Source organism: Sulfitobacter sp. LC.270.F.C4 (assembly GCF_032922545.1).
In the GTDB taxonomy this organism is placed as follows: domain Bacteria; phylum Pseudomonadota; class Alphaproteobacteria; order Rhodobacterales; family Rhodobacteraceae; genus Sulfitobacter; species Sulfitobacter profundi.
The window spans coordinates 117187-141235 of sequence record NZ_CP136690.1; the positions used below are offsets into that span (position 1 = coordinate 117187).

Annotated in this window: 22 protein-coding genes; 9 read left to right on the forward strand and 13 right to left on the reverse strand. The window is 61.5% G+C overall.

Annotated elements, in window-relative coordinates; all coding sequences use genetic code 11:
- Positions 1-16: 16 nt before the first annotated feature.
- Complete coding sequence (locus R1T45_RS03005) at positions 17-1192, reverse strand: nucleotide sugar dehydrogenase (RefSeq protein WP_317389099.1); 1176 nt, start codon at positions 1190-1192, stop codon at positions 17-19.
- Positions 1193-1439: 247 nt separating this feature from the next.
- Here R1T45_RS03005 and R1T45_RS03010 point away from each other — a divergent pair, with 247 nt between their 5' ends.
- Positions 1440-2774 carry a DUF2793 domain-containing protein gene (locus R1T45_RS03010; RefSeq protein WP_317389100.1) on the forward strand — a complete coding sequence of 445 codons (1335 nt, stop codon included), beginning with the start codon at positions 1440-1442 and terminating at the stop codon, positions 2772-2774.
- A gap of 46 nt (positions 2775-2820) precedes the next feature.
- Here the strand turns inward: R1T45_RS03010 and R1T45_RS03015 are convergent, their stop codons facing one another.
- The 4 genes from R1T45_RS03015 to R1T45_RS03030 all read right to left on the reverse strand — a co-directional run bounded on the left by R1T45_RS03015 (position 2821) and on the right by R1T45_RS03030 (position 6681).
- Complete coding sequence (locus R1T45_RS03015; protein WP_317389101.1) at positions 2821-3783, reverse strand: threonine/serine dehydratase; 963 nt, start codon at positions 3781-3783, stop codon at positions 2821-2823.
- 88 nt (positions 3784-3871) lie between these two features.
- Complete coding sequence (locus tag R1T45_RS03020) at positions 3872-5017, reverse strand: aminotransferase (RefSeq protein ID WP_317389102.1); 1146 nt, start codon at positions 5015-5017, stop codon at positions 3872-3874.
- Between the two features lie 19 nt (positions 5018-5036).
- A complete protein-coding gene (locus tag R1T45_RS03025; protein ID WP_317389103.1) occupies positions 5037-6110 on the reverse strand; it encodes a serine hydrolase in 1074 nt (357 codons plus the stop codon).
- A 91-nt stretch (positions 6111-6201) separates the two neighbouring features.
- Entirely contained in the window at positions 6202-6681 is a 480-nt protein-coding gene (locus tag R1T45_RS03030) for an Lrp/AsnC family transcriptional regulator (RefSeq protein WP_120352424.1), read from the reverse strand.
- Positions 6682-6777: 96 nt separating this feature from the next.
- On the opposite strand from R1T45_RS03030, the gene R1T45_RS03035 reads away from it, so the two are divergent.
- The 5 genes from R1T45_RS03035 (at position 6778) to R1T45_RS03055 (ending at position 13507) form a co-directional block, all read left to right on the forward strand.
- Positions 6778-7980, forward strand: a complete 1203-nt coding sequence (locus tag R1T45_RS03035) for a methionine gamma-lyase (protein WP_120352425.1) — start codon at positions 6778-6780, stop codon at positions 7978-7980.
- Positions 7981-8058: 78 nt separating this feature from the next.
- Entirely contained in the window at positions 8059-10443 is a 2385-nt protein-coding gene (locus R1T45_RS03040) for a transketolase-like TK C-terminal-containing protein (RefSeq protein WP_317389104.1), read from the forward strand.
- Between the two features lie 30 nt (positions 10444-10473).
- Entirely contained in the window at positions 10474-11394 is a 921-nt protein-coding gene (locus R1T45_RS03045; protein ID WP_317389105.1) for an isoaspartyl peptidase/L-asparaginase, read from the forward strand.
- Between the two features lie 143 nt (positions 11395-11537).
- Entirely contained in the window at positions 11538-12116 is a 579-nt protein-coding gene (locus R1T45_RS03050) for a TRAP transporter small permease subunit (RefSeq protein WP_067622577.1), read from the forward strand.
- The gene (locus R1T45_RS03055; RefSeq protein ID WP_317389106.1) at positions 12116-13507 is read left to right on the forward strand and encodes a TRAP transporter large permease subunit; all 1392 of its coding nucleotides are present in this window, start codon (positions 12116-12118) and stop codon (positions 13505-13507) included. Before R1T45_RS03050 ends, R1T45_RS03055 begins: the two co-directional genes overlap by 1 nt.
- Before the next feature lie 284 nt (positions 13508-13791).
- On the opposite strand, the gene R1T45_RS03060 is transcribed toward R1T45_RS03055, so the two are convergent.
- Entirely contained in the window at positions 13792-14886 is a 1095-nt protein-coding gene (locus R1T45_RS03060) for a TRAP transporter substrate-binding protein (protein WP_120352429.1), read from the reverse strand.
- Between the two features lie 242 nt (positions 14887-15128).
- Between R1T45_RS03060 and R1T45_RS03065 the strand changes: the two genes are divergently transcribed.
- The 3 genes from R1T45_RS03065 to dctP are packed head-to-tail and all read left to right on the forward strand — an operon-like array spanning position 15129 to position 18051.
- Entirely contained in the window at positions 15129-15629 is a 501-nt protein-coding gene (locus R1T45_RS03065) for a TRAP transporter small permease subunit (RefSeq protein WP_067936149.1), read from the forward strand.
- Between the two features lie 16 nt (positions 15630-15645).
- Positions 15646-16941 (forward strand): TRAP transporter large permease, encoded by a 1296-nt coding sequence (locus tag R1T45_RS03070; protein ID WP_411041173.1) that lies wholly within the window; start codon positions 15646-15648, stop codon positions 16939-16941.
- A gap of 21 nt (positions 16942-16962) precedes the next feature.
- The gene (dctP, locus tag R1T45_RS03075) at positions 16963-18051 is read left to right on the forward strand and encodes a TRAP transporter substrate-binding protein DctP (RefSeq protein WP_317389108.1); all 1089 of its coding nucleotides are present in this window, start codon (positions 16963-16965) and stop codon (positions 18049-18051) included.
- Between the two features lie 106 nt (positions 18052-18157).
- Here dctP and parA read toward each other — a convergent pair whose 3' ends face one another.
- From parA to R1T45_RS03110, 7 genes are all read right to left on the reverse strand, one after another.
- Positions 18158-18796, reverse strand: coding sequence for a ParA family partition ATPase (gene parA / locus R1T45_RS03080; RefSeq protein WP_132445442.1), 639 nt, complete (start codon positions 18794-18796; stop codon positions 18158-18160).
- Between the two features lie 93 nt (positions 18797-18889).
- Positions 18890-19624 carry an amino acid ABC transporter ATP-binding protein gene (locus tag R1T45_RS03085; protein WP_317389109.1) on the reverse strand — a complete coding sequence of 245 codons (735 nt, stop codon included), beginning with the start codon at positions 19622-19624 and terminating at the stop codon, positions 18890-18892.
- The gene (locus R1T45_RS03090) at positions 19621-20295 is read right to left on the reverse strand and encodes an amino acid ABC transporter permease (RefSeq protein WP_120352433.1); all 675 of its coding nucleotides are present in this window, start codon (positions 20293-20295) and stop codon (positions 19621-19623) included. Before R1T45_RS03090 ends, R1T45_RS03085 begins: the two co-directional genes overlap by 4 nt.
- A 3-nt stretch (positions 20296-20298) precedes the next feature.
- Positions 20299-21057: an amino acid ABC transporter substrate-binding protein gene (locus R1T45_RS03095; RefSeq protein ID WP_120352434.1), complete on the reverse strand. Its 759-nt coding sequence runs from the start codon at positions 21055-21057 to the stop codon at positions 20299-20301.
- 244 nt (positions 21058-21301) lie between these two features.
- Positions 21302-22657 carry a sigma-54-dependent transcriptional regulator gene (locus tag R1T45_RS03100; RefSeq protein WP_120352435.1) on the reverse strand — a complete coding sequence of 452 codons (1356 nt, stop codon included), beginning with the start codon at positions 22655-22657 and terminating at the stop codon, positions 21302-21304.
- Positions 22658-22674: 17 nt separating this feature from the next.
- Positions 22675-22800, reverse strand: coding sequence for a hypothetical protein (locus tag R1T45_RS03105; RefSeq protein ID WP_259950196.1), 126 nt, complete (start codon positions 22798-22800; stop codon positions 22675-22677).
- 31 nt (positions 22801-22831) lie between these two features.
- Entirely contained in the window at positions 22832-24031 is a 1200-nt protein-coding gene (locus R1T45_RS03110) for a formate dehydrogenase subunit gamma (RefSeq protein WP_132445436.1), read from the reverse strand.
- Positions 24032-24049 lie beyond the last annotated feature (18 nt).

A 24049-nucleotide genomic window follows, 5' to 3' on the forward strand; every position in this document is an offset into this window, starting at 1 on the left:
GAGTGCCGCCCGTCCGTTAATCCGCGCCAAAAAGGTCGCGGGTAAAGACCTTGTCCGGGACATCCGCCAGATCGGGGTGATTGCGGTTTGCCACGATCACATCCGCGCGCGCCTTGAAGGCCTCCAGATCGCGGGTGACCTCCGAACCAAAGAACTGGTCCTCCTGCAACACAGGTTCATAGACGATCACTTCGATGCCCTTGGCCTTGAGCCGTTTCATGATCCCTTGGACCGAGCTTTGGCGGAAATTGTCCGACCCGGTCTTCATCACCAGCCGGTAGATGCCCACCCGCTGCGGGCCAAGTGCCATGATCTGCTCTGACACAAAATCCTTGCGGGTGCGGTTCGCCTCGACCACGGCGTTGATCAGGTTCTGCGGCACATCCGAATAGTTCGCTAGCAACTGCTTGGAATCCTTGGGCAAACAATAGCCGCCATAGCCGAAAGATGGGTTGTTGTAATGCCCGCCGACGCGCGGGTCGAGGCAGACACCGTCGATAATCTGGCGCGTGTCTAACCCATTGGTCAGCGCATAGCTGTCCAATTCATTGAAATACGCCACCCGCATGGCGAGGAAAGTATTGGCGAAGAGTTTGACCGCCTCTGCCTCGGAGGCACCGGTAAAGAGCATGGGAATATCATCGTCGATTGCCCCCTCGGCCAGCAGTTGCGCAAAGCGCCGCGCACGGGGGCTGTCTTCGCCGACGACGATTCGCGAGGGGTGCAGATTGTCATAAAGCGCGCGGCCTTCGCGCAGGAATTCCGGGCTGAAGATCACTTGATCGGTGTCCAACGCGGCAGACAAATCTGCGGTATAGCCCACCGGCACCGTGGATTTAATAACGATGGTGGCCGTTTTCGTAACCGCCAGAACATCCCGCACCACGGCCTCGACACTGGAGGTGTCGAAAACATTGGTGCGCGGGTCATAGTTCGTCGGCGTGGCGATCAGCACATAGTCGGCCTCACGGTATGCCGCCTCCGGCTCGGTGCTGGCCTTGAGGGTGAGCGGCTTTTGGGCGAGGTATTGCTCGATCTCGGGGTCGACGATCGGCGCGTGGCGCGCATTCACCTGCGCCACCCTGTCCGCGTTCAGATCCACCGCCGTCACGTCATTGTGCTGCGCCAGAAGCACCGCGTTCGACAGCCCGACATAGCCGATGCCAACAACGGCGATCTTGGTCATAGACATAAGCGTGGGCCTTTCCTGCGTGCCGGTGGCGGGATGTTAGACTGCGGCTTTCGGATTGAAAAGGTGCCGCCTGACAGGGAGTTAGGGCGGATTGGCAAATGTGAAAGCGGCCCGGTTCAGCAATTGGCGCGCGGGGCGCGGCCGGGCAAGCCCCCCGCGCCGTTGCGCCCCGCCCGAGCGGTGGGTTGTCAGGCTGGAAAGACTTCTTTCACACAGTCTCAGGCGACCCATAACCCGGAGAGCCCCGATGCCCGACACCTCAGAGCGCCTGTCCCTTCCCTATCTGATGCCGGCACAGGCGCAAAAACATGTGACCCACAACGAAGCGCTGCAACGGCTGGACCTTCTGGTGCAGCTTGCGGTCGAAGGTTTCGACGCCAACACGCCGCCCGCCCTGCCGCAGGCGGGGGAGGTTCATGCCCTCGGCACCGCCCCCACGGCGGCTTGGGCGGGTCATGTCGGCGAACTGGCCGTCTGGATTGGAGAGACCTGGCAGTTCAGCGCGCCACAGGACGGCTGGCTTGCCTTGGATAAATCCACCGGGATCCTGCGCCGTTGGGTGGCGGGCGCATGGGCCGAGGTGTCGCCCCCCGATCTGGCGAACCTCTCTGGGGTGGGGATCAACACGGATCACGACAGCGGCAATCGCTTGTCGGTTTCTTCCCCGGCGAGCCTGTTCACCCACGAAGGCGCGGGGCATCAGGTGAAGCTCAACAAAGCCAGCGCCGCCGATACCGCGAGCCTGCTGTTCCAGACCGATTTTTCCGGACGGGCCGAAATGGGCACGGCGGGGCAGGATGATTTCGCCATCAAGGTCAGCGCCGATGGCAGCGGGTGGACCACCGCGCTGGCCTTTGACGCCGCCAGCGGCATGGCCTCGGGCGCGGCGCTGACGCAGAGCGTGAGTGACGCGACGGTGGGACGGCTGCTGCGCGTGGGGGATTTCGGCATCGGTGCGGATGCGGGGCCGCTTGTGGCGGACCTTGACGCGCATGCGCTTTCGGGCAGTTTCTCAGCCTATGGCGGCGCCCATGCACAGGCACCCGCTGGGGCCAATCCGTTTTCGGCGCTGGATGGGGTTTTTGGCCTGCTTTGCGGCAACAGCACCTTGGGCGGGCCGAGCGCGAACTTGTGGCAGATCGCAGTGGGGATCGACACGCCGGGTCTGGCCTTTCGCGTGCGGGCAACCGGGGCGTGGGGCGCGTGGCAATCCCTGTGGACTGGGGCGAACACGACTGTGGATGCCAATGGTTTCATCAAAGAAGCGAGCCCGATTGTCCGGCTGTTCCACGACAGCAGCGAAGAGCCAGCGGTGCCCCTAGCGGCGCGGTTCGAACGGATTGGGCTTGGCCACTACAGATTGACGGATGTCCCGCCGCTTGCGTCCAAAGGGTGGCAGATCGAAGTGCCGCAGGATGCGAATGGCAACCGGTTGGTCTATGTCGATTGCAGCTATGACGCGGGGATGGCGGCGCTTGATGTCCGTACCCGCGAGGTGATCTGGCAGGATGGCTGGGCCGGGGGTGCGCCCTGTGACATCCCCGTGGGCCGTTGGGTTGATCTGCGGTTCGACATGCCCTGAGGCAAAGAGCCCCGGCCCGCTGACGCCACAGCGGGCCGGGCTGCAATCAGAGAATGCTGCACAACTGCGCGACCTCATAGTTGCCCCCGCAAAGCAAAACGGCAGAGGTTTGGCCTGCGTATTTCTGCGGCTCCGCCAGATAGGCCGCCAGCGCCAAGGCGGCGGCCCCTTCGACCAACATATTCTCTTCCCATGCCAGCACCTTTAGCGCGGCGGCGATTTGTTCTTCGTTGCAATATACGATCTCGTCGATCACCGCGCTTGCCATCGGCAGGGTGAGCGACCCCTCATCGACCCCGCCCGCCACGCCATCGGCCAAAGTGTCGAGATGGTCCGTCTCGACGATCTTGCCCGCCTTGATCGACGCCGCCAGAGCGCAGCTGTTGGCGGCACTCACGCCGATCACACGGGTTTGCGGCGAGAACTCTTTGATCACCGACCCCATGCCAGAGATCAGCCCGCCCCCGCCCATCGAGATAAAGACAGTGTCGATCCCTTCGATCTGGTCGAGCAGTTCCAGCGCGGCGGTGCCTTGGCCCGCGATCACCTCGGCGTCGTTGTAGGGGGAGATATAGGTGTAGCCTTCGGCTTCGGCCAAGGCTTGCGCATGCCGTTCCGAAAGCGACGCATCCGACCCATGGATCACGACCTTGGTGCCAAAACCTTCGATGGTTTTGCGTTTCTTGGCGACAACCGTCTCGGGCAGCACGACGATCAATTCATGCCCCGTGGTCTGGGCGGCACGTGAACAGGCGATGCCGTGATTGCCGGAGGACGCGGTGATGACCGGTCGGTCCAGCGGCACCCTTGTCAGTTTGGCACTGGCCCCGCGCAGCTTGAACGACCCGGTGTGTTGAAAGTTCTCGGTTTTGTAGAAAAGCCGCGTGCCCTCTGCCATCGGCAGGCGCGAGGCGATCACCGGGGTGCGCGAAATCGCGCCTGCGATCTTGCGGTGAACCACGCAGGAACGCGCGGCGGATTGGGCGATCAGATCAGAGACTGGCGGCATGATAGGCTCCATCAGGTTGGCTGAGATGCGCCGCTGCGGCATGTGGGCCCGTCAGAGCCCGATAACCACGGCGGAGGGCGGTCATCGGTTAAGGCTGCGTGGCGGTCTGGGCCACGCTCTGCCGCGCGAGGAAGGTTGAGACACGTGCCAGCCCGGCCTGCAAGTCGGCGGTCGAATTGGCGAAACCGATGCGCAGCCAACCCTCCATATCCATGGCGCTGCCGGGGGTGAAAAGCACGCCCTCTTCCTCCAGCAACTGGGTGCAGAAATCGCGGCTGCGCAGTGGCAGGTCGTATTGCACCAACGCCGTGGTGCCCGACTGGGGTTTCACCCATGAGATCAGCGGCTCCGCCTCGACCCAATCTGCCAAGATTTCGAGGTTCCCCCGGGTGATCCGATGCGCGCGGTCAAGGATCTGCGCGCGGCTCTCAAGCGCGAGAGCCGAGAAATACTCGTCGATCCCCCCGACGGAAATCGTGTTGTAGTCACGATGGATCATGATCTTCTCAAGCAGCGCCTGCGGCCCCGCCACCCAGCCCACGCGCAGCCCGGCCAGCGAATAGGCTTTGGACATGCCCGCCGTGCTGATGCCGCGGTCGTAGAGATCGCAGATCGAGGCGGTATAGCCATCACCCGTCTGATCGGTGCCGCGATAGACCTCATCGCAGAGCACCCAAGCCTCGCTGCCGCGCGCGATCTCGGCGATCTCTGCCAGCATCGCGCGGTCCATCAGCGCGCCGGTCGGGTTGTTGGGATTGTTGGTGGCGATCATCCGCGTGTCAGGGCGCATCATGGCGCGCAATTCGTTCAGATCGGGCAGAAACCCGTTCTCGGGGCGCAGGTGCAGCAGTTCGACCTCTGCGCCGATGCTTTCGGGGATGGAATAGTGCTGCTGGTAGGTCGGCACGATGGCGATGACATGATCGCCGCGCGAGATCAGCGATTGGTGCACCAAAGCATTAGCCCCGATGGTGCCATGGGTGGTCAGGATGTTCTCGCGGCTCTGGGTCTCATAAAGCCCCGCCACCGCGTCGCGCAGACGGTCCGAGCCTTCGATCGCGCCGTAGCCCATGCGCATCCCGCGCAGTTCGCCCAGCACCGAATTGTCGACGCCCGCCATGTCGATCAACTCTCCCAATGTGATCGAATCGACGCAGGTCTCGGCGAGGTTGTAGCGGCAGTGGTTTTCGAACTCGTTCATCCACATTTCGACGCCGAAGGTCGCGATCTTCATGGGGTTTTCCTTTCGTATCTCAGTGGTCTGCCAGCGCGGCAAAAAGCTGGCGCAGAAAGTGCGGCGTGGCGGTTGGGGCGAGCCAGCGCATCACCGCCACGATGTCATGCTTCGGCGCGATCCAGATCGTGTGCCCACCCGCGCCCTGCGCGCTAAAGGCGGTTTCGGGCAGCTTGGGGTCAGCCTCCGCCCCGCGGTTCAGCCACCACAGGAAGCCGTATTTATCCAGTGTCGGCGTGGGCGTCAGCGCTTGCTGCATCCAACCTTCGGGCAAGATCTGCGCGCCGTTCCACTGGCCGTTTTGGCAGATGAACTGGCCGAAGCGCGCGTGATCTTCGGCGCCGATGAACAGCCCGCCGCCCCAATGGCCACCACCGGTGACCGATTGAACGCGCCTGCCCGCCATCTCGATCCACGACGTTGAATAGCCCTCCCACCGCCAATCGTCTGAGGCGCCGATCGGGTCCATGATCCGCGCGCGCAGCACCTCTGGCAGCGGGCGGCCGAACCGCATCAGCAGCGCATAGGCCAGCGCGTTCACCCGCACGTCGTTGTATTCGTAATGGCTTCCCGGTGGGCCGGCTTTGCGCAATTGCCCCTTGCGGCTGTTGTCTGCCCCCGGCCCGATCTGGCGGTAATGGTCGACCTGATCGTCTTTGCCGAAAATCTCGCCGCGCCATTCACTGTTCATCTGCAACATATGCCGCCAAGTGATGCGCCCGTTGTGGTCGCCCGCAAAATGCGGCCCCGGCACGCTGTCGCCCACGGGCGCGTCGAGGTCGGTGATCAGCCCATCCTTCACCGCCAGCCCCGCCAGCACCGACAGGTAGCTCTTGGCGATGGAAAAGGTCATGTCGGTCCGCGTCGTATCGCCCCAATCGGCGACCCGCTGCCCCCGGTGCAGGATCACCCCTGCCGGGCCGCCGCGCGGCTTTACCGGGCCCACGATCTCGGTCCAAGGGCCGCTTTCGTTCCACTCGCGGTTGCCAACATAGGCCCCATCGGGGTGATACATCGAGCGGGGCCAGTCAGTCTCATGCGCCAGCGCGTGGTCGACGACGGCTTGCAGGGCGGGGGTGGCGGCGAATGTCATGCGGACTCCTCGGGGCTTGGGGCGAACCTTTCCCAAGGGGGGCGGAATTGTAAACCGGTTAAATGGTTTCGGCGTCCTCAATCGCGCCTGCTCAGCCCCCAATATCAGGATAGACCTGAGAGCGTTTGACCACCCCGTAGACAAAACTGGTGTCGATCGACCCAATGCCGCCGATGGGGTGCAGCCGGGCGCGCACGAAACGCTCATAGTCTTCCAGATCACCCACCACCACGCGCAGCAGGTAGTCTGACAATCCGCTCATCACGAAGCACTCCAGCACCTCCGGGATCGCGCGAATCTTATTTTCAAAACGTTTCACCGTGCCCTCGTCATGGCCATCGAGCGTCACCCGCACCATGACCGTAACCGGCAGGCCGTAGGCCTTGGCGTCGACCTCCACACTATAGCCACGGATCGCGCCGTTTTTCTCAAGCGCGCGCAGGCGGCGGAGACAGGGGGAAGGCGACAGGCCAACTTCCTCGGCCAGATCAAGGTTCGTCATCCGGCCATTGCGCTGTAGCGCGCGGATGATGCGGCGGTCAGTAGCGTCCAGTCGGGGTGTTTGGGGCATGATATGCCAAATCCTCTGCAATCTGCGCATACATTAGCAACAAAATGCCTCTTGTGCCATCGGATCATGCCCTCAAAATCAATCAGGGGGCCAGCCATGACCGAGAACCAGAAATCCTTCTCCACCCGCGCCATCCACCACGGGTATGACGCGCAAAGCGAACAGGGCGCGCTGAACCCGCCGATCTACATGAGCTCGACCTTCACCTTCGAGACCGCCGAGGCCGGCGGCGACATGTTCGCGGGCGAGCGCGCGGGGCATTTCTATACCCGCATTTCCAATCCGACGCTGGACCATCTGGAAAAACGCATTGCCAACCTTGAGGGGGCCGAAGCGGGCCTCGCCACCGCCTCGGGCATGGGGGCGATCACCTCCACGCTCTGGACATTCCTGCAGGCGGGCGATGAGATCATCATCGACAAGACGCTTTATGGCTGCACCTTTGCATTTATGACCCACGGCCTGCCGCGCTTTGGCGTCAAGGTGACGCTGGTCGACATGACCGAGCCGGAAAACCTTTCCGAGGTGATCAGCGCTCAGACCAAGATCGTCTATTTCGAAACCCCCGCGAACCCGAACAACCGTCTGGTGGACATCGCCGCGATCTCGGCCATTGCGCATCGCGCCGGGGCCAAGGTGGTGGTCGACAACACCTATGCCACGCCGGTGATCACCCGTCCCATCGAACATGGCGCGGATATCGTGCTGCATTCGGCAACGAAATTCCTCTCCGGTCACGGTGATGTGGTCGCGGGTCTTGTCGTTGGCAGTGCCGAGGACATGACGCAGGTGCGGCTTGTCGGGCTCAAAGACATGACCGGTGCCGTGATGTCGCCGCTGACCGCCATGCTGCTCTTGCGCGGGATCAAAACGCTGGAACTGCGGATGGAGCGGCACTGCGCCACGGCCGCCAAGGTGGCCGAGGCGCTCGAAGCGCATCCGGCGGTGCTGCATGTCGCCTATCCGGGGCTGGAGAGCTTTCCGCAGGCCGAACTGGCGCGGGGGCAGATGGGCAATTTCGGCGGCATGATCCCCTTTGAGGTCAAGGGCGGCAAACCGGGCGGCATCGCCTTTATGAACCGTCTGCACCTCATTCAGCGCGCGGTGAGCCTTGGCGATGCGGAAAGCCTGATCCAGCATCCGGCGAGCATGACCCATTCCACCTATTCCCCCGAGGAACGCGCCGAGCATGGCATCGCCGAAGGGCTGGTGCGGCTCTCGGTTGGGCTGGAATCTGCGGAAGACATCATTGATGACCTTTACGCCGCGCTTGGCGCGCATAACATGCAAGCGGCCTGATCCGGCAAAGACCGGACCAGTCGCGGGCGGTGTCGAGGAGGGCACCGCCCGAGGGATCCTCAAGATGAAAGACCTGCCATGACCGCTCTCGCCCCTGCCCAGCTCAAAACCATCGAACAACGTCTGCTGTGGCTGTCGCATTGGATGATCCACAACGCCAACCACATCCGGCCCAAGGTGGACGGGATCAAGGTGGGCGGGCATCAGGCGTCTTCGGCCTCCATGGTGTCGATCATGACGGCGCTTTATTTCAGCGCCCTGCGGCCCGAGGACCGGGTGGCGGTCAAACCCCATGCCTCCCCGATCTTCCACGCGATGCAATATCTGATGGGCAATCAGACCCGCGAGAAGATGGAGAACTTCCGCGGGTTTCAGGGCGTGCAGAGCTACCCCAGCCGGACCAAGGACATCGACGACGTGGATTTCTCCACCGGATCGGTGGGTCTTGGCGTGGCAGTGACTTCCTTCGCCTCATTGGTGCAGGATTACATCGCCGCGAAGGTTTGGGGCGCGGATGTCGATCTGGGCCGCATGGTGGCGCTGGTGGGCGATGCGGAACTCGACGAGGGCAATATTTATGAGGCCCTGCAAGAGGGTTGGAAGAACGATCTGCGCAACACATGGTGGATCATCGACTACAACCGCCAATCGCTCGACGGGGTGGTGCGTGAAGGGCTGTTCAAACGGATCGAGCAGATTTTCGACGCCTTCGGCTGGGATGTGGTCAAGGTGAAATACGGCGCCCTGCAACGCGCCGCCTTTGACGAGCCGGGCGGCGACAAGCTGCGCGACTGGATCGACAATTGCCCCAACCAACTTTACTCGGCGCTGACCTATCAGGGCGGCGCGGTCTGGCGCGAGCGGCTGATGGAGGCGCTTGGCGATCAGGGCGATGTCACAGCACTGATCGACGCGCGCAGCGATGACGAACTGGCCGAGCTGATGGAGAACCTCGGCGGCAACTGCGTTGAGACCATGGCCGAGACCTTTGCCGCCATCGACCACGACCGCCCGGTCTGTTTTCTGGCCTACACGATCAAGGGCTGGGGCACGCCGATCGCGGGGCACAAGGACAACCACGGCGGGCTGATGACCAAAAGTCAGATGGCCGATTGGCAGAAACACATGGGAGTGAATGAGGGCGCGGAATGGGAGAAATTCGCCACCGTCGACGACCCCGATGCCCTGCAAGCCGCGCTCGACCGCGTGCCGTTTTTCGCCAAGGGCCGCCGCCGCTACGGTGACGCGACCCTGCCGGTGCCGCAGATCGAACTTTCCAGCGACCGCGAGATTTCCACGCAGATGGCCTTTGGCAAGATCCTCGACGATCTGTCGAAAGGCGACAGCGATCTGGCCGCGCGTATCGTCACCATGTCCCCCGACGTGACCGGCACCACGAACCTCGGCCCGTGGGTGAACCGGCGCAAGCTGTTCGCGCGCAGCGAACAGGCCGACACCTTCATTAACGAGAAAATCCCCTCCACCGCGAAATGGGAGTTCACCCCCGAGGGCCAGCATATCGAGCTAGGCATCGCCGAGATGAACCTCTTTCTGCTCTTGGGTGCGGCGGGTCTGTCGCATTCGCTCTTTGGCAAGCGGGTCATTCCCATCGGCACGGTCTACGACCCCTTCGTCGCCCGCGGCTTGGATGCGTTGAACTATGCCTGCTATCAAGATGCGCGCTTTATGATTGTCGGCACGCCGTCGGGCGTGACGCTCGCCCCCGAAGGCGGCGCGCATCAGTCCATCGGCACGCCGCTGATCGGGATGAGCCAAGACGGGTTGGCGAGCTTCGAGCCCGCCTTTGCCGATGAGTTGGCCGTCATCATGCAGTGGGCCTTCGATTATCTGCAAAAGGACGGCGAAGGCGACCCTGACGAGCGCACGTGGCTGCGCGATGAGACCGGCGGCTCGGTCTATCTCCGGCTCACCACCAATCCCATCGAACAGCCCGGCAAGCGGGTCGACGAGGACTTCCGCCAAGGCGCCATCGACGGGGCCTATTGGCTGCGCAAGCCGGGGCCGAACTGCGACGTGGTGATCGCCTATCAAGGCGCGGTGGCGCCCGAAGCGATCAAAGCGGCGGGCAACATCGCCGAAGGCCGCCGCGATGTCGGCGTACTGGCGGTGACCTCTGCTGACCGTCTGAACGCGGGCTGGACCGCCGCGCAACGCGCCCGCGCGCGCGGCAACCACGCGGCGCAAAGCCATATCGAGACGCTGCTGGGGCAGCTCCCGCGCGACTGCAAACTGGTCACGGTGATCGACGGGCATCCGGCGACGCTTTCGTGGCTGGGCTCGGTCGTTGGGCACCAGACGGTGCCGCTTGGGGTTGAGCACTTCGGCCAGACCGGCACCATTGCCGACCTTTATCGCCACTTCGGGATCGACGCGCGGTCGATCGTGGAAAAGGTGCAGGGGCTGACCCCGGGCCGCCAAATGCTTCACCGGGTTGCGGGCTAGACGCCCTCCCCCCGGATCGAAAGGACCGACATGACCTATTCCCTTGCCATCCACGGCGGTGCCGGAACCATCCTCAAGGAAAACATCACCCCCGAGCAGGAGGCCGCCTATCACGTCGCCCTCGCCCGCGCGCTAGAAGCGGGCGAAGCCATCCTGCGCGAAGGGGGCAGCGCGATGGACGCGGTCGAAGCGGCGGTCTGCGCGCTGGAGGATGAGCCCCTGTTCAACGCAGGGCGCGGCGCGGTCTATACGTCGGAAGGCGCGCAGGAGATGGACGCCGCCGTGATGGACGGGCGCGACCGCAGGGCGGGATCGGTCGCCGGTGTCTTTGGCCCGAAGAACCCGGTGAAACTGGCCCGCGCGGTGATGGAGCGGACCGAGCATGTCACGCTCATTGGCCCCAACGCGCTCGAGATCGCGCGGCAAGCGGGGCTTGAATTCGGCGACCGCGACTACTTTTTCACCCAGTCCCGCTGGGACGCGCTGCAAGAGACGCTTGCGATGCGGGCGCGCGGCGAAGTCTCGGACGATCCGGCGCGGCGGCATGGCACCGTGGGGGCCGTGGCGCGCGATGTTGCAGGAAATATAGCCGCCGCCACCTCAACAGGGGGCATGACCGCCAAGGCCCCGGGCCGCGTGGGCGACACGCCGATGATCGGCGCGGGCACATTCGCCGATAACGCAACCTGCGCGGTCTCGGCCACCGGACATGGAGAGGTCTTTATCCGCTGGAACGCGGCGGGCGAAATCGCCGCACGCATGCGACACGCGGGCGAAGACCTTGCCACCGCCGCCGATCATGTGGTGATGCAGGATCTGGCCCCCAACGACGGGTCGGGCGGGGTCATCGCCGTGGACGGTGCGGGCAATATCGCCATACCGTTCAATTCCCAAGGGATGTACCGCGGCTCGGTGCGGCAAGGCAGCGCCCCCGAAACCAACATCTACTGAGCGGCCCCGCCCTTCGGTTGCCCTCCTGCCACTGCGGGCAGGACAAATGCGGCCCGTTGAGGGCCACCCGCCATCTAAATCTTGACATTTAGCCCCCTCCCTTTGATTGACGGTCAAACGAACTTGACGGGAGAGGGGACAAGGTGCGTTTTTTAGCAGCAATTGCCAGAGTTATCTGCGCGGTGAACTTATTCATCGGCAATCTCTTCTCATGGCTCGCACTCGGCATCGTGTTGGTCTGTTTCACCGTGGTCGTGCAGCGCTATCTTTTCGCGATCAGCTTCGTTTGGATGCAAGATCTCTATATTTGGCTAAACGGCGCGATGTTCACCGCCGTTGCGGGCTTTGCCCTGCTGCGCGACGACCATGTGCGGGTCGATATCTTTTACCGCCCCGCCACGATGGCACGCCGCGCGCTGATCGACCTGATCGGCGTGGTCGTTTTTTTGCTGCCCTTCTGCTGGATCGTTTACACCTATTCGATGCCCTTCGTGACACGCGCATGGGGTTATCAAGAAGGGTCCGCCAATGTGGGCGGCATGCCGGGGCTTTATATTCTCAAGGCCTTCATCATCGGCTTTGCATTTCTACTCGCAATTCAAGGGATTGCATGGATCATCCGCTCCATCCTCGTGCTCAGCGGCAATGCTGAGCTGGTGCCCAAATCCATGCAATACAGCCGGGACCAAATCCCCGCAGACCACCCGCAGGGAGCCGTTTGATGGATCCGATTTTGATCGGCGAAATGCTCGCCGCGCTAATGTTTTTTGGCGTGATCGGCTTTTTGCTATTGGGCTTCCCGGTCGCCTTCACGCTTGCTGGTGTGTCGTTGCTCTTTGGATTGGTCGGCATCGGCTTTGGCGTCTTCGACCCATCGAACTTCGGCTCTCTGCCGAACCGTTACATCGGCTTCATGACCAACGAAGTCTTGGTCGCCGTGCCGCTATTTATCTTCATGGGGGTGATGCTGGAGCGCAGTCAGATCGCCGAGCAACTGCTGATGACCATGGGCAAACTCTTTGGCAATATGCGCGGCGGGCTTGGCTTTTCGGTCGTGATCGTGGGTGCGATGCTTGCCGCCTCGACCGGTGTGGTTGGCGCGACAGTTGTAACCATGGGGCTGATCTCTCTGCCTGCCATGTTGCGTGCGGGCTATGATCCTAAGCTTGCCACCGGCGTCATCTGCGCGAGCGGGACACTGGGCCAGATCATTCCACCGTCGACCGTTTTGATCTTCATGGGCGACATGCTCGCGGGTATCAACTCGCAAGTGCAGATGGCCAAGGGGAACTTTGCGCCATCGCCCGTGTCGGTCGGCGACCTTTTCGCCGGGGCGCTCTTGCCGGGCATCCTGTTGGTGTCGCTTTACCTTGGATATGTGCTGTTCAAGGCCGTTACCGCGCCTGAATCCTGCCCTGCCACGCCCGTTCCTGCGGATGAGAAAGGCCAGCTTTTGCGGGATTTCTTTGTGGCGCTGGTGCCGCCACTTTTGCTGATCCTCGCCGTTTTAGGGTCGATCCTCGGCGGCATAGCAACCCCGACAGAGGCGGCGTCGGTCGGTGCCGTGGGGGCGATGGTGCTGGCAGCATTGCGCTGGCGCCTGTCCTTCCGCATCTTGCGCGAGACGATGATCGCGACCGCGACGATCACCAGCATGGTCTTTATCATTCTGCTGGGCGCGTCGGTCTTTTCCATCGTGTTCCGCATGATGGGCGGCGACAATCTGGTGCATGAGTTCCTGAGCAACCTGCCCGGCGGCCCCTTGGCGGCGGTGGCGGTGGTGATGATCATCATGTTCTTCCTCGGGTTCATCCTTGATACCTTTGAGATCATCTTCATCGTGATCCCGATCACCGCGCCCGTGCTTTTGATGCTGGACATTGATCCGATCTGGCTGGGCGTGCTGGTGGGGGTGAACTTGCAGACCTCCTTCCTCACGCCGCCCTTCGGCTTTGCGCTGTTCTATTTGCGCGGGGTGGCTCCGGCGGATCTGCCGACCAGTGCGATTTACAAGGGTATCCTGCCGTTTGTGATGTTGCAGGTGGTGGCGATTGCGATCCTCTTCGCCTTCCCGCAGATCGTGACGTGGTTGCCGAAGTTGGTCGCCGGGTAAGACGGCGTTTTTCTAGAGCAAAGGCCCGGTGGAAACGCCGGGCCTTTCGCGTTTGTACGCGAAGGGCATCGCCCTCTCTTGGGGGCGATCGGAACCTGCGAAAGTGGCCGGTGCGGTGCGACACTCTTCCCCAATCCGGTTGGCGAAAGGTTGCAAAATCGCCCTCCGGGGGGAGGAAGGGCGATTCCCGGTGTGCCACCGGGCGGGACAGTTCTGAGACCTCTTCCTCATAGAAAAAGACCCGGCGTTTCCCCCGGGCCTTTCCACATCTCTCGGCGCGAAGCTTAGTACTTCAAGAACTTCTGACGCGCCTGAACGTAGGGGCTGTCGATGTTCTCGGTCCGGGTGCGGACGAGGTTCAGCGCTTCGACAAAGCTGTCGGCGGTCTTCTTGACCAGCGGGTCGTCGCTGTTGCGCAGTTCCTCGACCACTTCAACCGACGCTTTCGCGCCCGCTTCCATGATGTCGTCAGGGAAATTGCGAACGGTGACGCCGTGCTCTTCGACCAGCGTCTTCAGAGCGCGCGGGTCGTTGGCATAGAAGTCAGCGGCAACCTGATCGTATTCCGCCTGGCTCACGTCACGGATGATCGCCTGAAGATTCTCAGGAAGCTCCTGATACTTCTTCTTGTCGACCACAAGCTCAGTCGCCAGACCCGATTCCACGAAGGACGGCATGTAGTAGTTCTTGGCCACCTGATGGAAGCCGAGCGCCAGATCGTTGTAGGGGCCGACGAATTCCGCGGCATCGAGCGTGCCGGACTGCAGCGCTTGGAAGATCTCGCCCGCGGCCATGTTGGTCACGGTTGCGCCCAGCTTCTCCCACACGCGGCCACCAAGGCCCGGCGTCCGGAAACGCACGCCTTTGACATCATCGAGGCTTTTCAACTCATCGCGGAACCAACCACCCGTCTGGGTGCCGGTGTTGCCGGACAGGAAGCCCTGAACGCCGAACTGGTCATAGATCTCGTCCCAGATTTCCTGACCGCCCATGTAACGCATCCAAGCTGTCAGCTCGGGCGTGGTCATGCCGTAAGGCACGCCGGTGAAGAAGGACAGCGCGGGGGATTTGTTTTGCCAGTAGTAGGCGGCGCCGTGGCTCATCTCGGCGGTACCGTCGATCACGGCATCGAGCGACTGCAGCGGCGGCACCATCTCTCCGGCCGAGAAGACCTGAATGGTCAGCTCGCCACCCGAGGCGGCGGTGATCCGGTCGGCCAAACGCTGCGCGCCGACACCCAGACCGGGGAAGTTTTTGGGCCAAGTGGTGACCATGCGCCACGTGATGTTGCCCTGCGCAATAGCGGGCGCTGCAAGTGTCGTGGCGGCGGCACCTGCCCCCATCACACCAGCTTTGCGAATAAATGAACGACGATCCATGTTTTTCCTCCCAAACGGATATTTGCTAAGCCTCCCCCGACGTCGATGCGGAGGGCTCTGCGCAGCAGATAATCGTTGCTTTTCGAAAATGTCCATGGCTTAGGCAAATTGAAACCTCTCCTTCTGGACAAACTCTCCCCACGCCGCATACGTAGTGCTACTTAAAGCAGCATTATTATTGGTCTTTTGCCTTGTTTTTGGCAGAAAGGCCAATAATGTGCGAGCTGCCAGGGAGGGCTCAGATCTTGATAAAATTCATCGACCAGATGAACGAATTCGTCGGGCGTATCGTGTCGGTCGTCGCCGTCATTTTCGCCGCAATCATCATCTATGACGTTTTCATGCGCTATGCGCTGAATGACCCGACCCGCTGGGCTTTTGACGTTACGAAACAGTTATATGGCTTTTATTTCGTGATGCTGGGCGGCTATGCGCTGCGTCATCAAGCCCATGTGCGGGTCGATCTGATCACCGAAACCCTTGCCCCCACCCTGCGACGCTGGGTCGAAGCGGCGGGCTATGTGATCTTTTTCTTCCCCTTCGCGTGGATCTTCACCACCCGCTCTTATGAATTCGCCATGCGCTCCTATGCTCAGGGCGAGACGACCTATGGCTCGGTGCAGCTGCCGGTCTATCCGCTGAAAATGGCCATGGCGCTCGCCGCTGGTTTGCTGTTGCTGCAAGGTGTGGCGGAATTTTTGAAACTCGTACTTAACCGTCAGGAACTGCCCCGTGACGCCTGAACTCATTGCACTCACCATGTTTGGCCTGCTGTTGCTGGGCCTTTTCATGGGCCACCCGCTGGCCTTCGTTCTGGGCGGCACCGCCGTTTTGGGCGCTGTCATCGCTGGCAAGCCCATGGTGCTGGGCATCGTCATCAACCGGATTTTCGGCGATGTGCTCGACAACTTCACGCTGATCGCGATTCCGCTGTTCATCTTGATGGCGCGGTTCCTGTCCGATTCGGGCGTGACGGATAAGATGTTCGAATCGCTTCGGCTTTTGATGTCGAACATCCGCGGCGGTCTGGCGCTGGCGGTGGTCTTCATCTCGATCCTACTGGCCGCCACCACCGGCATCATCGGTGCGTCGATCACCGTGATGGGCGTGATGGCCCTGCGCCCGATGCTGCAATATGGCTACAGCCCGACACTGACCACCGGCGTCATCGCGGCCTCCGGCTGTCTGGGCATTCTGATCCCGCCGTCGATCATGTTGATCCTTATGGCCTCCTATTCGCCCCTGTCGGTGGGCGAGCTTTTCGCCGGTGCGATGGTGCCGGGCGTGGTGCTGGGGCTGCTCTATGCGGTGTGGGTCTTTATCGTGGCCGTGGTGCGGCCGGACATGGCCCCGGCGGTTGAGCCGGATGAGAAGATCTCTAAACCCGCGCTTGTGCGTATGCTGCTGATCGAAGCCGTGCCGCCGCTGGTGCTGATCCTTGGCATCCTCGGCTCCCTTCTGGCGGGCATCGCCACGGCGACCGAAGCCTCGGCCATTGGCGCGGCGCTGGCGCTGGTCATCGTGATCATGCGGCGCAAGTTCACTTGGGCCAGCTTTTACGGCGCGATGCTGGAAACGGGCCGCACCTCGGCGATGATCTTGTTTATCGTTGTGGGCGCCACCGCTTTCACCGGCGTGTTCAACATCACCGGGGGTCTGCGCGCCACGCAAGAGATCATCCGCAACCTCGATATGGCCCCTTGGATGCTGATCGCGATGATGATGTTCATCGTCTTCATCCTCGGTGCATTCCTTGATTGGACCGGCATTGTGCTGCTGTCTTTCCCGATCTTCCTGCCCATCGTGCAGGAGATGGACGTGAGCCTGTTGTGGTTCGTCGTCCTAATGTCGGTGGTCTTGCAGACGTCCTTCCTCACCCCGCCCTTTGGATATGCGCTGTTCTACCTGCGCGCCATTGCGCCGCGCGAGGTCAAGACGTCGCATATCATCATTGGTGTGCTGCCGTTCATCGGGCTGATCCTGATGATGTGCGTGGCCATCGCCCTGTTCCCGCAGCTTGTCACTTGGCTGCCGGAAACGCTCTATACAAAATAAATCAACGGAGGAGAGAATATTATGAAATTGAAATCAACACTTGCCGGTCTGGCACTCTGCGCAGGCTTTGGCACGCAGGCCGCGGCCCAAGACAACTGGACCATGACCACCACATGGCCAACTTCGCTGGAACTGATCGAGATCGACAAGCATTTCGTCGATCTGGCCAATAAGCTGACCGGCGAAGACCTGACCATTGAATTCTTCGAAGGCGGCTCGCTCGTGCCCGCAGGCGAAGTTTTTGGCGCGGTTGAATCGAACACCGTGCAGGCTGGCGCCGACTGGCCCGGTTACTGGGCTGGCCGCAACTCTGCCTTCTCGCCGCTGGCGACCACGGCGAGCCTGTTCAACGCGGTTGATTACGTCAACTGGATCGAACAATGGGGCGGCAAAGAACTCTATAACGAGATCTACGGCAAGTTCGGCATGGTCTATCTGCCCTACGGCGTGACCAACAACGAATCCGGTTTCCGCACCAACGAGCAGATCGTTACGCTGGAAGACCTCAAGGGCAAGCGTCTGCGTCTGTCGGGTCTGGAGCAGGGCCGTCTGTTGGAAAAACTGGGCGGCTCTCAGGTCTCCATGGCCGGTGGCGAAATCTACCAGTCGCTTGAGCGCGGCGTGATTGATGGTGCCGAATTCTCGACCCCCAACGTCGACTTCTCGGGCGGTTTCCAGCAGGTCACCAAATACTGGGCGACACCGGGCTGGCACCAGTCGGCGTCGATCTTCGGTGTGATGATCAACAAAGGCGCGTGGGACGCGCTGTCGGACGAAACCCGCGAAGCGCTTGAAATCGCGGCACAGGCCAACCTCGTCTGGTCGCTCTCCTTCACCGAGAAGCGCGCGACCGAAGCCTATCAGCAGTTCCTCGATGCGGGCATCGAGATCAACCGCTACGACGATGAAACGCTGGCCACCGTTCAGGAAATGGCCAACGAAACCATCGAAGAAACCGCCTGTGAGAACCCCAATTCCGCAAAGGTTTACCTGAGCCAGTTGGAGTATCTGAACGACTACGCCAAATGGCGTGACGCCTCGGCGCCGTTCAACTTGGGCCGCACGCCCAACGGTCCGGACATCGAAAAAATCCGCGCCTGCGCGGAGTGATCTGAGCCTATCGGTTCTAACGGAAAGGCCCGCCAAATGGCGGGCCTTTTTACGTTTTCGGGGGCTTAGTCTGTACCGAGACAGAATTAACCCCGCTCAGCCGGGACTACAGTTCAAGAATGCCTGCGACCTCTTGCGCTAGCGCGCGGACTTCATCCGCGGCAGGGCCGGACTTTTTCGCCTCGACCACACCCAGACCCCGGCCAAGGGCATCGGCGTAGATCACTCTGTTGGCCAGCGACGCGTCAAGCCGCCCAGCCCCAAGCTCGGCCACCGACTTGGCCACGTCATCGCCGACCCGCGTGCCGGCGCGGGTGCGGTTCATCACGATATGCGTCGGTTTCTGCGCCCGCTCGGCCAAATCCAATACATCATGGGTTGCCCAGACATCGGCCTGACTGGCCGATACCGGCACCAGCACCAGATCCGAGTCGCGCAGGACCCAACGCACATCGCTATCCGCCTTTGGGGGCGTATCGATGAGAATGACATCAGCCTCGTTGCCGACCGTCCGGATGGCGCGGGATATCCCATAGGGGGTCGCCGTGGCGAACTTCAGTTTTGGATCAAGCCCAAGCATCTCTTCGCGAATGTCGAGCCACTTGCCGAGGCTGCCTTGAGGGTCCGTATCCAACAGGCCCACGCTTTTGCCCGCTGCCAAATAGGCAATCGCCAAGTTCGAAACGAGGGTGGTCTTGCCTGCCCCACCCTTTTGTTGGGCTACACAGATAATCCGGGCGCTCATTTGCCAAGCCTTCAATAGGTTCTCTGCACCGCAGCATAACGGGCCAAGCCGGTAAAAGCGACAAATACCTCGCGACAGGCGCGCGGCGCCCGCCTAGCCCTCGACACGCTTGAGAAACTTTTGCAATCGCGCATCCTTGGGCGCGCTGAAAATCTCAGATGGCGGGCCGCTCTCAACAATCTTGCCGCCGTCCATAAAGATCACCCGATCCGCGATCTCGCGGGCGAACTGCATCTCATGGGTCACGATCAGCATGGTTTGCTTGCGCTCTGCCACCGCGCGCATCAGGTCCAGCACCTCACCGACCCATTCAGGATCAAGCGCGGATGTCGGCTCATCGAACAGCATCAACTCGGCCCCAAGCGCCATCGCCCGGCCGATGCCGACACGTTGCTGCTGCCCGCCGGACAGCGCCGCGGGGAAACTGTCGGCCTTGTCGGCCAATCCGGTCTCGGCCAAGACCGAAAGCGCGCGCTGCTCGGCCTCATCCTTGGGGCGCTTTTGCACGGTGACAAGCGCCTCCATGATGTTCTCTTTCGCCGTCTTGTTGGCGAACAAGGCGTAGTTCTGAAACACCATCGCAGTCCGACGGCGCAGCGCCAGAATGTCGGCCTTGCGCGCCTTCGCGGCGTCAACCGTCACATCGCCGATGCGAATGGTCCCCGCCTGCGGCATGTCGAGGAAGTTGAGACAGCGCAGCAGGGTCGATTTGCCCGTGCCGGAGGGGCCGATGACAACCACGCGCTCGCCTTCCGCAATCTGCAAATCAATGCCATTGAGGACCGGCGCGCCGCCGAAATGTTTGGTCAGGCCAGTGATATCAATCATCGGACGAACGCCTTATTTAGATAGGTTTCAAGCCGCTTTTGCATCTGGCTAAGCGCTTCGACAATGACCCAATAGATCATCGCAACAACGAGATAGGCCTCGAAGTAGAGAAAGCTGCCCGCTGCCTCTTTCTGGGCTGCGCCCATCATTTCGGTCACGCCAAGAGTAAATGCCAGCGAGGTGCCTTTGATCATGTCGATGAAATAATTGACCAATGTGGGCGCGGCGATCCGGGCGGCCTGTGGCAGGATGATGCGCCACATCATCTGGCCTTGGGTCATGCCGATGGATTGCGCGGCCTCCCATTGGCTGCGGTCGACCCCCATGATCGCGGCGCGGATGCTCTCGGCCATATAGGCCGAGAAATGCAAGGTCAGGCCCATGATGGCGGCGGTCACGCCGTTGATATCCGACAGGAATGACAGCACCTGCGGCAGGCCAAAGTAGAACAGAAACAACTGCACCAGCAGCGGCGTGCCGCGGAAAAAGCTGATGAAGACGATCACGAACCAGTCGAGAACAGGCACTTTGGCCACCCGTTCGACAGCCAAAAGCGAGGCGAGGATGAGTGCACAGACCATCCCCGCCACCGCCATGAACAAAGTTAACGGTACATAGCCCAATATGACGGGCACCAGCCCCAGCATGTAGTCGAGGTCTAGCGCCCGCATGGGTTACTCCGCTTTGGTGATGTCAGTGCCGAACCATTTGTCCGAGATTTCGGTCAGTGTACCGTCTTCGCGCAGGGACTCCAGTGCGGTGTCGACACGGTCCCGCAGGGCGCGGCCTTCGTCATTGTCTTGGAACGGCAGCGCGTTGCGGATTTCGGAGAACGGCTTGCCTGCCAGTTGCAGCGGCAGGGGGCTTTCCTGAATCAGCTGGGCAGAGGAAACCCGGTCCATCACGAATGCATCCACCCGGCCAAGCGCGGTGTCTTGGGCGATGTTGGACTCATAGGTCTTGATCTCGATCTCATCTGCAAAGTCGAGTTCGTTCAAAAGCTGCTCGAAGTTCGAGCCGAGGTTGACCGCAACGGTTTTACCGCGCAGGTCTTCGACGCCACCGATCTCTTCGTTGCCCTCTTTGGTCACGACCTGCGCGCCATCAAATACGTAAGGCGCGGTAAAGGCGAACTTTTCCTCACGCTCTGGCGTGATGGTGATCTGGTTGGCGATCGTGTCGATGCGGCCTGCGTCCAGCGCGCCAATCAGGCCGGAAAAGGCCATGGTTTCGAATTCAACCTCAAAGCCCGCCTCTTCGCCGACAGCATTCATCACGTCGACTTCGAAACCCTGAAGCACGTCCTGCTTAACGAATGTGAAGGGGAAATAGCCGCCCGACATGCCCACGCGGAGCGTTTCATTGTCTTGGGCGAAGGCTGCGGTGCCAGAAACCGCGGCGAGCACGGTGGCGGTAACGATCTGTTTCAGCATTGAATTTACTCCTGTAACGCTTGAGCATCAGATGTCACCGGGCGCCGCCCGCTTCAACACCGTTGCTGAAACAGGAACGTTTGACGGGCGGGATCGGTTCAGATGGAATGGGAGCTTTGGCCATCGGGTATGCGCGGATCGAATTTCCTACTGTGGCCCCAGAGGCAGAACAGAATTCCCAAAAGGCAGGATTGATTCCTCAGCTGCGGGACGGATATGCGCAATTTACATAGCTTTGCGCCCCTCAAAGCGCGTCGATATCCAGCCCCTCAGCGGCCCAAGCGGCAAGCTTGCGGTCGACAGTTTTGCGAGAGACACCCAAACGCCGCGCGGCCTCGGCCCGGTTGCCGCCCGAAAGATCAAGAATGTGCAGCATGTGGCGCTGTGTGACCAGTTCGAGATCCTCGATTGCCCTTGGCCCATCGACGGTGCCATGGCCCGCAAAGGCTTCGGGCAGGCTGCCGAGGATGACCGAGCGTTCGATCAAATTTCGCAATTCTCGTACATTGCCCGGCCAATCGTAGCGCCGCAGTTTCAGCAATGTCTCGGCATCCAACCGCAGCGCGGGCATGCCAAGCGCGGTCGAGAATTGCTGCATGAACATCGCCGCCAGTTCGACGATATCATCCGAGCGGTCCTTGAGCGGCGGCATCGCGACTTCGACAACATTCATCCGGTGATAAAGGTCTGCGCGGAAACGCCCCTCCTCCACCGCTTTGGGCAAATCGGCATTTGTGGCGAAAAGGAACCGCAGGCTCAGCGGAATTTCCCGCTCGGCCCCTTCGGGCCGGATGCGTTGATCTTCCAGTACTCGCAACAAAGCCGCCTGCAACTGCTCCGGCATCTGCGCCACTTCATCAAGGAACAGCGTGCCGCCATCGGCCAAAAGGAACAGCCCCGGCTGTAGGGTTTCGTTCCCCTCCACCGCACCGAAGAGTTCAGGCACGATCCGATCCGGCGTAATGGCGGCGCAGTTGACCGCAACGAAAGGATGGTCGGCGCGGTCAGACATCTGGTGCAGTTGCCGCGCGGCCAACTCCTTGCCGGTGCCGCTGGCCCCAGTGAAAAGCACCGGCGTCGGGACCGGGGCAAGCCGGTTCAGCATCCCGCGCACCTTCGACAGGGCCTCGGACTTGCCAAGCATCTGCACCGCTGCCCCGCCCTGCAATTCACGCCGCAACAGCGTGTTGTCGCGGCGCAGGTTCTTGCGGTCGAGCGTGCGGGAAACGGCGCCGAGGATTTGGTTCGCCCGGAAGGGTTTCAGCACGAAATCACTGACGCCCGCGCGCAGCGCGGCGATGGCGGTTTCCAGATCGGCATAGGCGGTGATCAGAACCGTGTCGGCGTAAAACCCTTTGCGGCGCTGCTCGACCACCCATTCCAGCCCGGTTTTGCCGGGCATGACATTGTCCAGAACGACCACATCGAAATGCGCCTCGTCCAAGAGTTTGGTGGCCTCTGCAGGCGACGCGGCCTGTGCCACGCGCTTGACACGCGGCTCCAAAATCTTGGTCAGGAAATGGCGCATTCCCGGTTCGTCGTCGATCACAAGGATCGACGCGCCCTCGAGCGTGCCGCCGTATTCATCGCCTGCCGCCATGATATGCCTCTTCGGTGTCAGTCCAACCGGACGTTTTCACCTGAATAGACCTCAGCCGAGGAAAAGCCTATCTCATGCAGTCCGAAATAGGCCACAACGCCGATCACCGCGACGCCCAGAAACCCTGCCAGCATGGCTTTCATTGCGCGTATCCTTTTACCTGAACGCCGCCCATCATTCTGCGGGGGTCCGCTTGTCATCTTTGACCTCATCAAGCCAGAGCGAATGGTGCTGCTCGGCCCAACGTTCATCAACCTCGCCGTTGCCCATGGCGTCAAAGGCGCCTTCCATACCGAGTGTCCCGATATAGATGTGCCCCAAGATCACCGCCATCATCAGAAAGCCGATGATCGCGTGCCAAAGCTGGGCATATTGCATTTCCGCATGGGGCGTCAGATCGCCCTGAAGCGGGCCAAGGCCTGCGGCCTCGGCCATGCCGATGTCATTGATAAGGTTGAACGTATGCCCGAAAAGCTGGATTTCGAAGGGAAACAGCAGCGACAGCCCCGAGAGCGAGACCGAGAAGCCCAGCAGGATCACGGCCCAAAAGACGATCTTTTGCCCGAAGTTAAACTTTTTCGCGGGCGGGTGTTTGTCGCCGATGAAACCGCCGCCTTGCTTGATCCAAACCCAATCGGTCTTGTTCGGGATATTGTGCCAAATCCACATCACAAAGACCATGACGAGCGCAATCATAAAGGCCCATGACACGTTGTTGTGGATGAACTTGGACCCGGTCAGCAGCACCGAGTTGAATTCATGCCCCAAGAGCGGAATGACCACCTTGCGGCCAAAGAGCGTGGCCAATCCCGTCAGGGCAAGCAGGATGAAAGACCCGGCCAGCATCCAATGGGCAAACCGTTCGATCGCTTTGAAACGGGTTATGGTACGCCCGACCTTACCGCCTTCGATACGGATCCGCCCCCGCAGGAGATAGAACAGCAAGAGCACGGCCAGCGTCCCGGCAAGAAGCCAAGCGCCGTAGGTTGCCAGCGGCCCTTCGCGGAATTGCTGCCACCACATGCCGTTGTCTTGCACCAAGACGCGGCCCGTCTTGTTCATCGTGCTGACGCGCACGGGCAATTCGTTATAGCGGATGCCGCGCCACAGGTCCGGGTCCGAGCGCCCGCCAAGCGGGCCAAGGCCCGGCACCGTTGCGGCGTCGCCGCCCAGATTGTTGCGCCGGAACCCGTCGTCAATCTCGGCCCCGTTTTGGCGGCGTTCGATATCGGCCAGGTTCTGCGCGCCGCCGGTGTTAGCGCGGTCAATGGCCGAGGGGGTCGCGTTCTCGGGCAGGCGCACGTCCTGCGCCGTGGCGCTGACCGGCAGCGCGGCCAAGGCGAGAATGAAAAGAGCCATCAGGTGGCGCAGCATGGGAAATCCCCCGGCTAG

Excerpts from the sequence above, each read along its gene's own strand:
- R1T45_RS03040 (WP_317389104.1), top strand. The coding sequence starts at position 8,059 with ATGACCGCTCTCGCCCCTGCCCAGCTCAAAACCATCGAACAACGTCTG.
- R1T45_RS03085 (WP_317389109.1), bottom strand. The coding sequence starts at position 19,624 with ATGATTGATATCACTGGCCTGACCAAACATTTCGGCGGCGCGCCGGTC.
- R1T45_RS03045 (WP_317389105.1), top strand. The coding sequence starts at position 10,474 with ATGACCTATTCCCTTGCCATCCACGGCGGTGCCGGAACCATCCTCAAG.
- R1T45_RS03055 (WP_317389106.1), top strand. The coding sequence starts at position 12,116 with ATGGATCCGATTTTGATCGGCGAAATGCTCGCCGCGCTAATGTTTTTT.
- R1T45_RS03060 (WP_120352429.1), bottom strand. The coding sequence starts at position 14,886 with ATGGATCGTCGTTCATTTATTCGCAAAGCTGGTGTGATGGGGGCAGGT.
- R1T45_RS03005 (WP_317389099.1), bottom strand. The coding sequence starts at position 1,192 with ATGTCTATGACCAAGATCGCCGTTGTTGGCATCGGCTATGTCGGGCTG.
- R1T45_RS03100 (WP_120352435.1), bottom strand. The coding sequence starts at position 22,657 with ATGGCGGCAGGCGATGAATACGGCGGCACGCTCGAGGGCGCGTCGATC.
- R1T45_RS03090 (WP_120352433.1), bottom strand. The coding sequence starts at position 20,295 with ATGCGGGCGCTAGACCTCGACTACATGCTGGGGCTGGTGCCCGTCATA.
- R1T45_RS03020 (WP_317389102.1), bottom strand. The coding sequence starts at position 5,017 with ATGAAGATCGCGACCTTCGGCGTCGAAATGTGGATGAACGAGTTCGAA.
- R1T45_RS03095 (WP_120352434.1), bottom strand. The coding sequence starts at position 21,057 with ATGCTGAAACAGATCGTTACCGCCACCGTGCTCGCCGCGGTTTCTGGC.
- R1T45_RS03105 (WP_259950196.1), bottom strand. The coding sequence starts at position 22,800 with ATGAAAGCCATGCTGGCAGGGTTTCTGGGCGTCGCGGTGATCGGCGTT.
- R1T45_RS03025 (WP_317389103.1), bottom strand. The coding sequence starts at position 6,110 with ATGACATTCGCCGCCACCCCCGCCCTGCAAGCCGTCGTCGACCACGCG.
- R1T45_RS03015 (WP_317389101.1), bottom strand. The coding sequence starts at position 3,783 with ATGCCGCCAGTCTCTGATCTGATCGCCCAATCCGCCGCGCGTTCCTGC.
- R1T45_RS03010 (WP_317389100.1), top strand. The coding sequence starts at position 1,440 with ATGCCCGACACCTCAGAGCGCCTGTCCCTTCCCTATCTGATGCCGGCA.
- R1T45_RS03070 (WP_411041173.1), top strand. The coding sequence starts at position 15,646 with ATGTTTGGCCTGCTGTTGCTGGGCCTTTTCATGGGCCACCCGCTGGCC.
- dctP (WP_317389108.1), top strand. The coding sequence starts at position 16,963 with ATGAAATTGAAATCAACACTTGCCGGTCTGGCACTCTGCGCAGGCTTT.
- R1T45_RS03035 (WP_120352425.1), top strand. The coding sequence starts at position 6,778 with ATGACCGAGAACCAGAAATCCTTCTCCACCCGCGCCATCCACCACGGG.
- parA (WP_132445442.1), bottom strand. The coding sequence starts at position 18,796 with ATGAGCGCCCGGATTATCTGTGTAGCCCAACAAAAGGGTGGGGCAGGC.
- R1T45_RS03030 (WP_120352424.1), bottom strand. The coding sequence starts at position 6,681 with ATGCCCCAAACACCCCGACTGGACGCTACTGACCGCCGCATCATCCGC.
- R1T45_RS03110 (WP_132445436.1), bottom strand. The coding sequence starts at position 24,031 with ATGCTGCGCCACCTGATGGCTCTTTTCATTCTCGCCTTGGCCGCGCTG.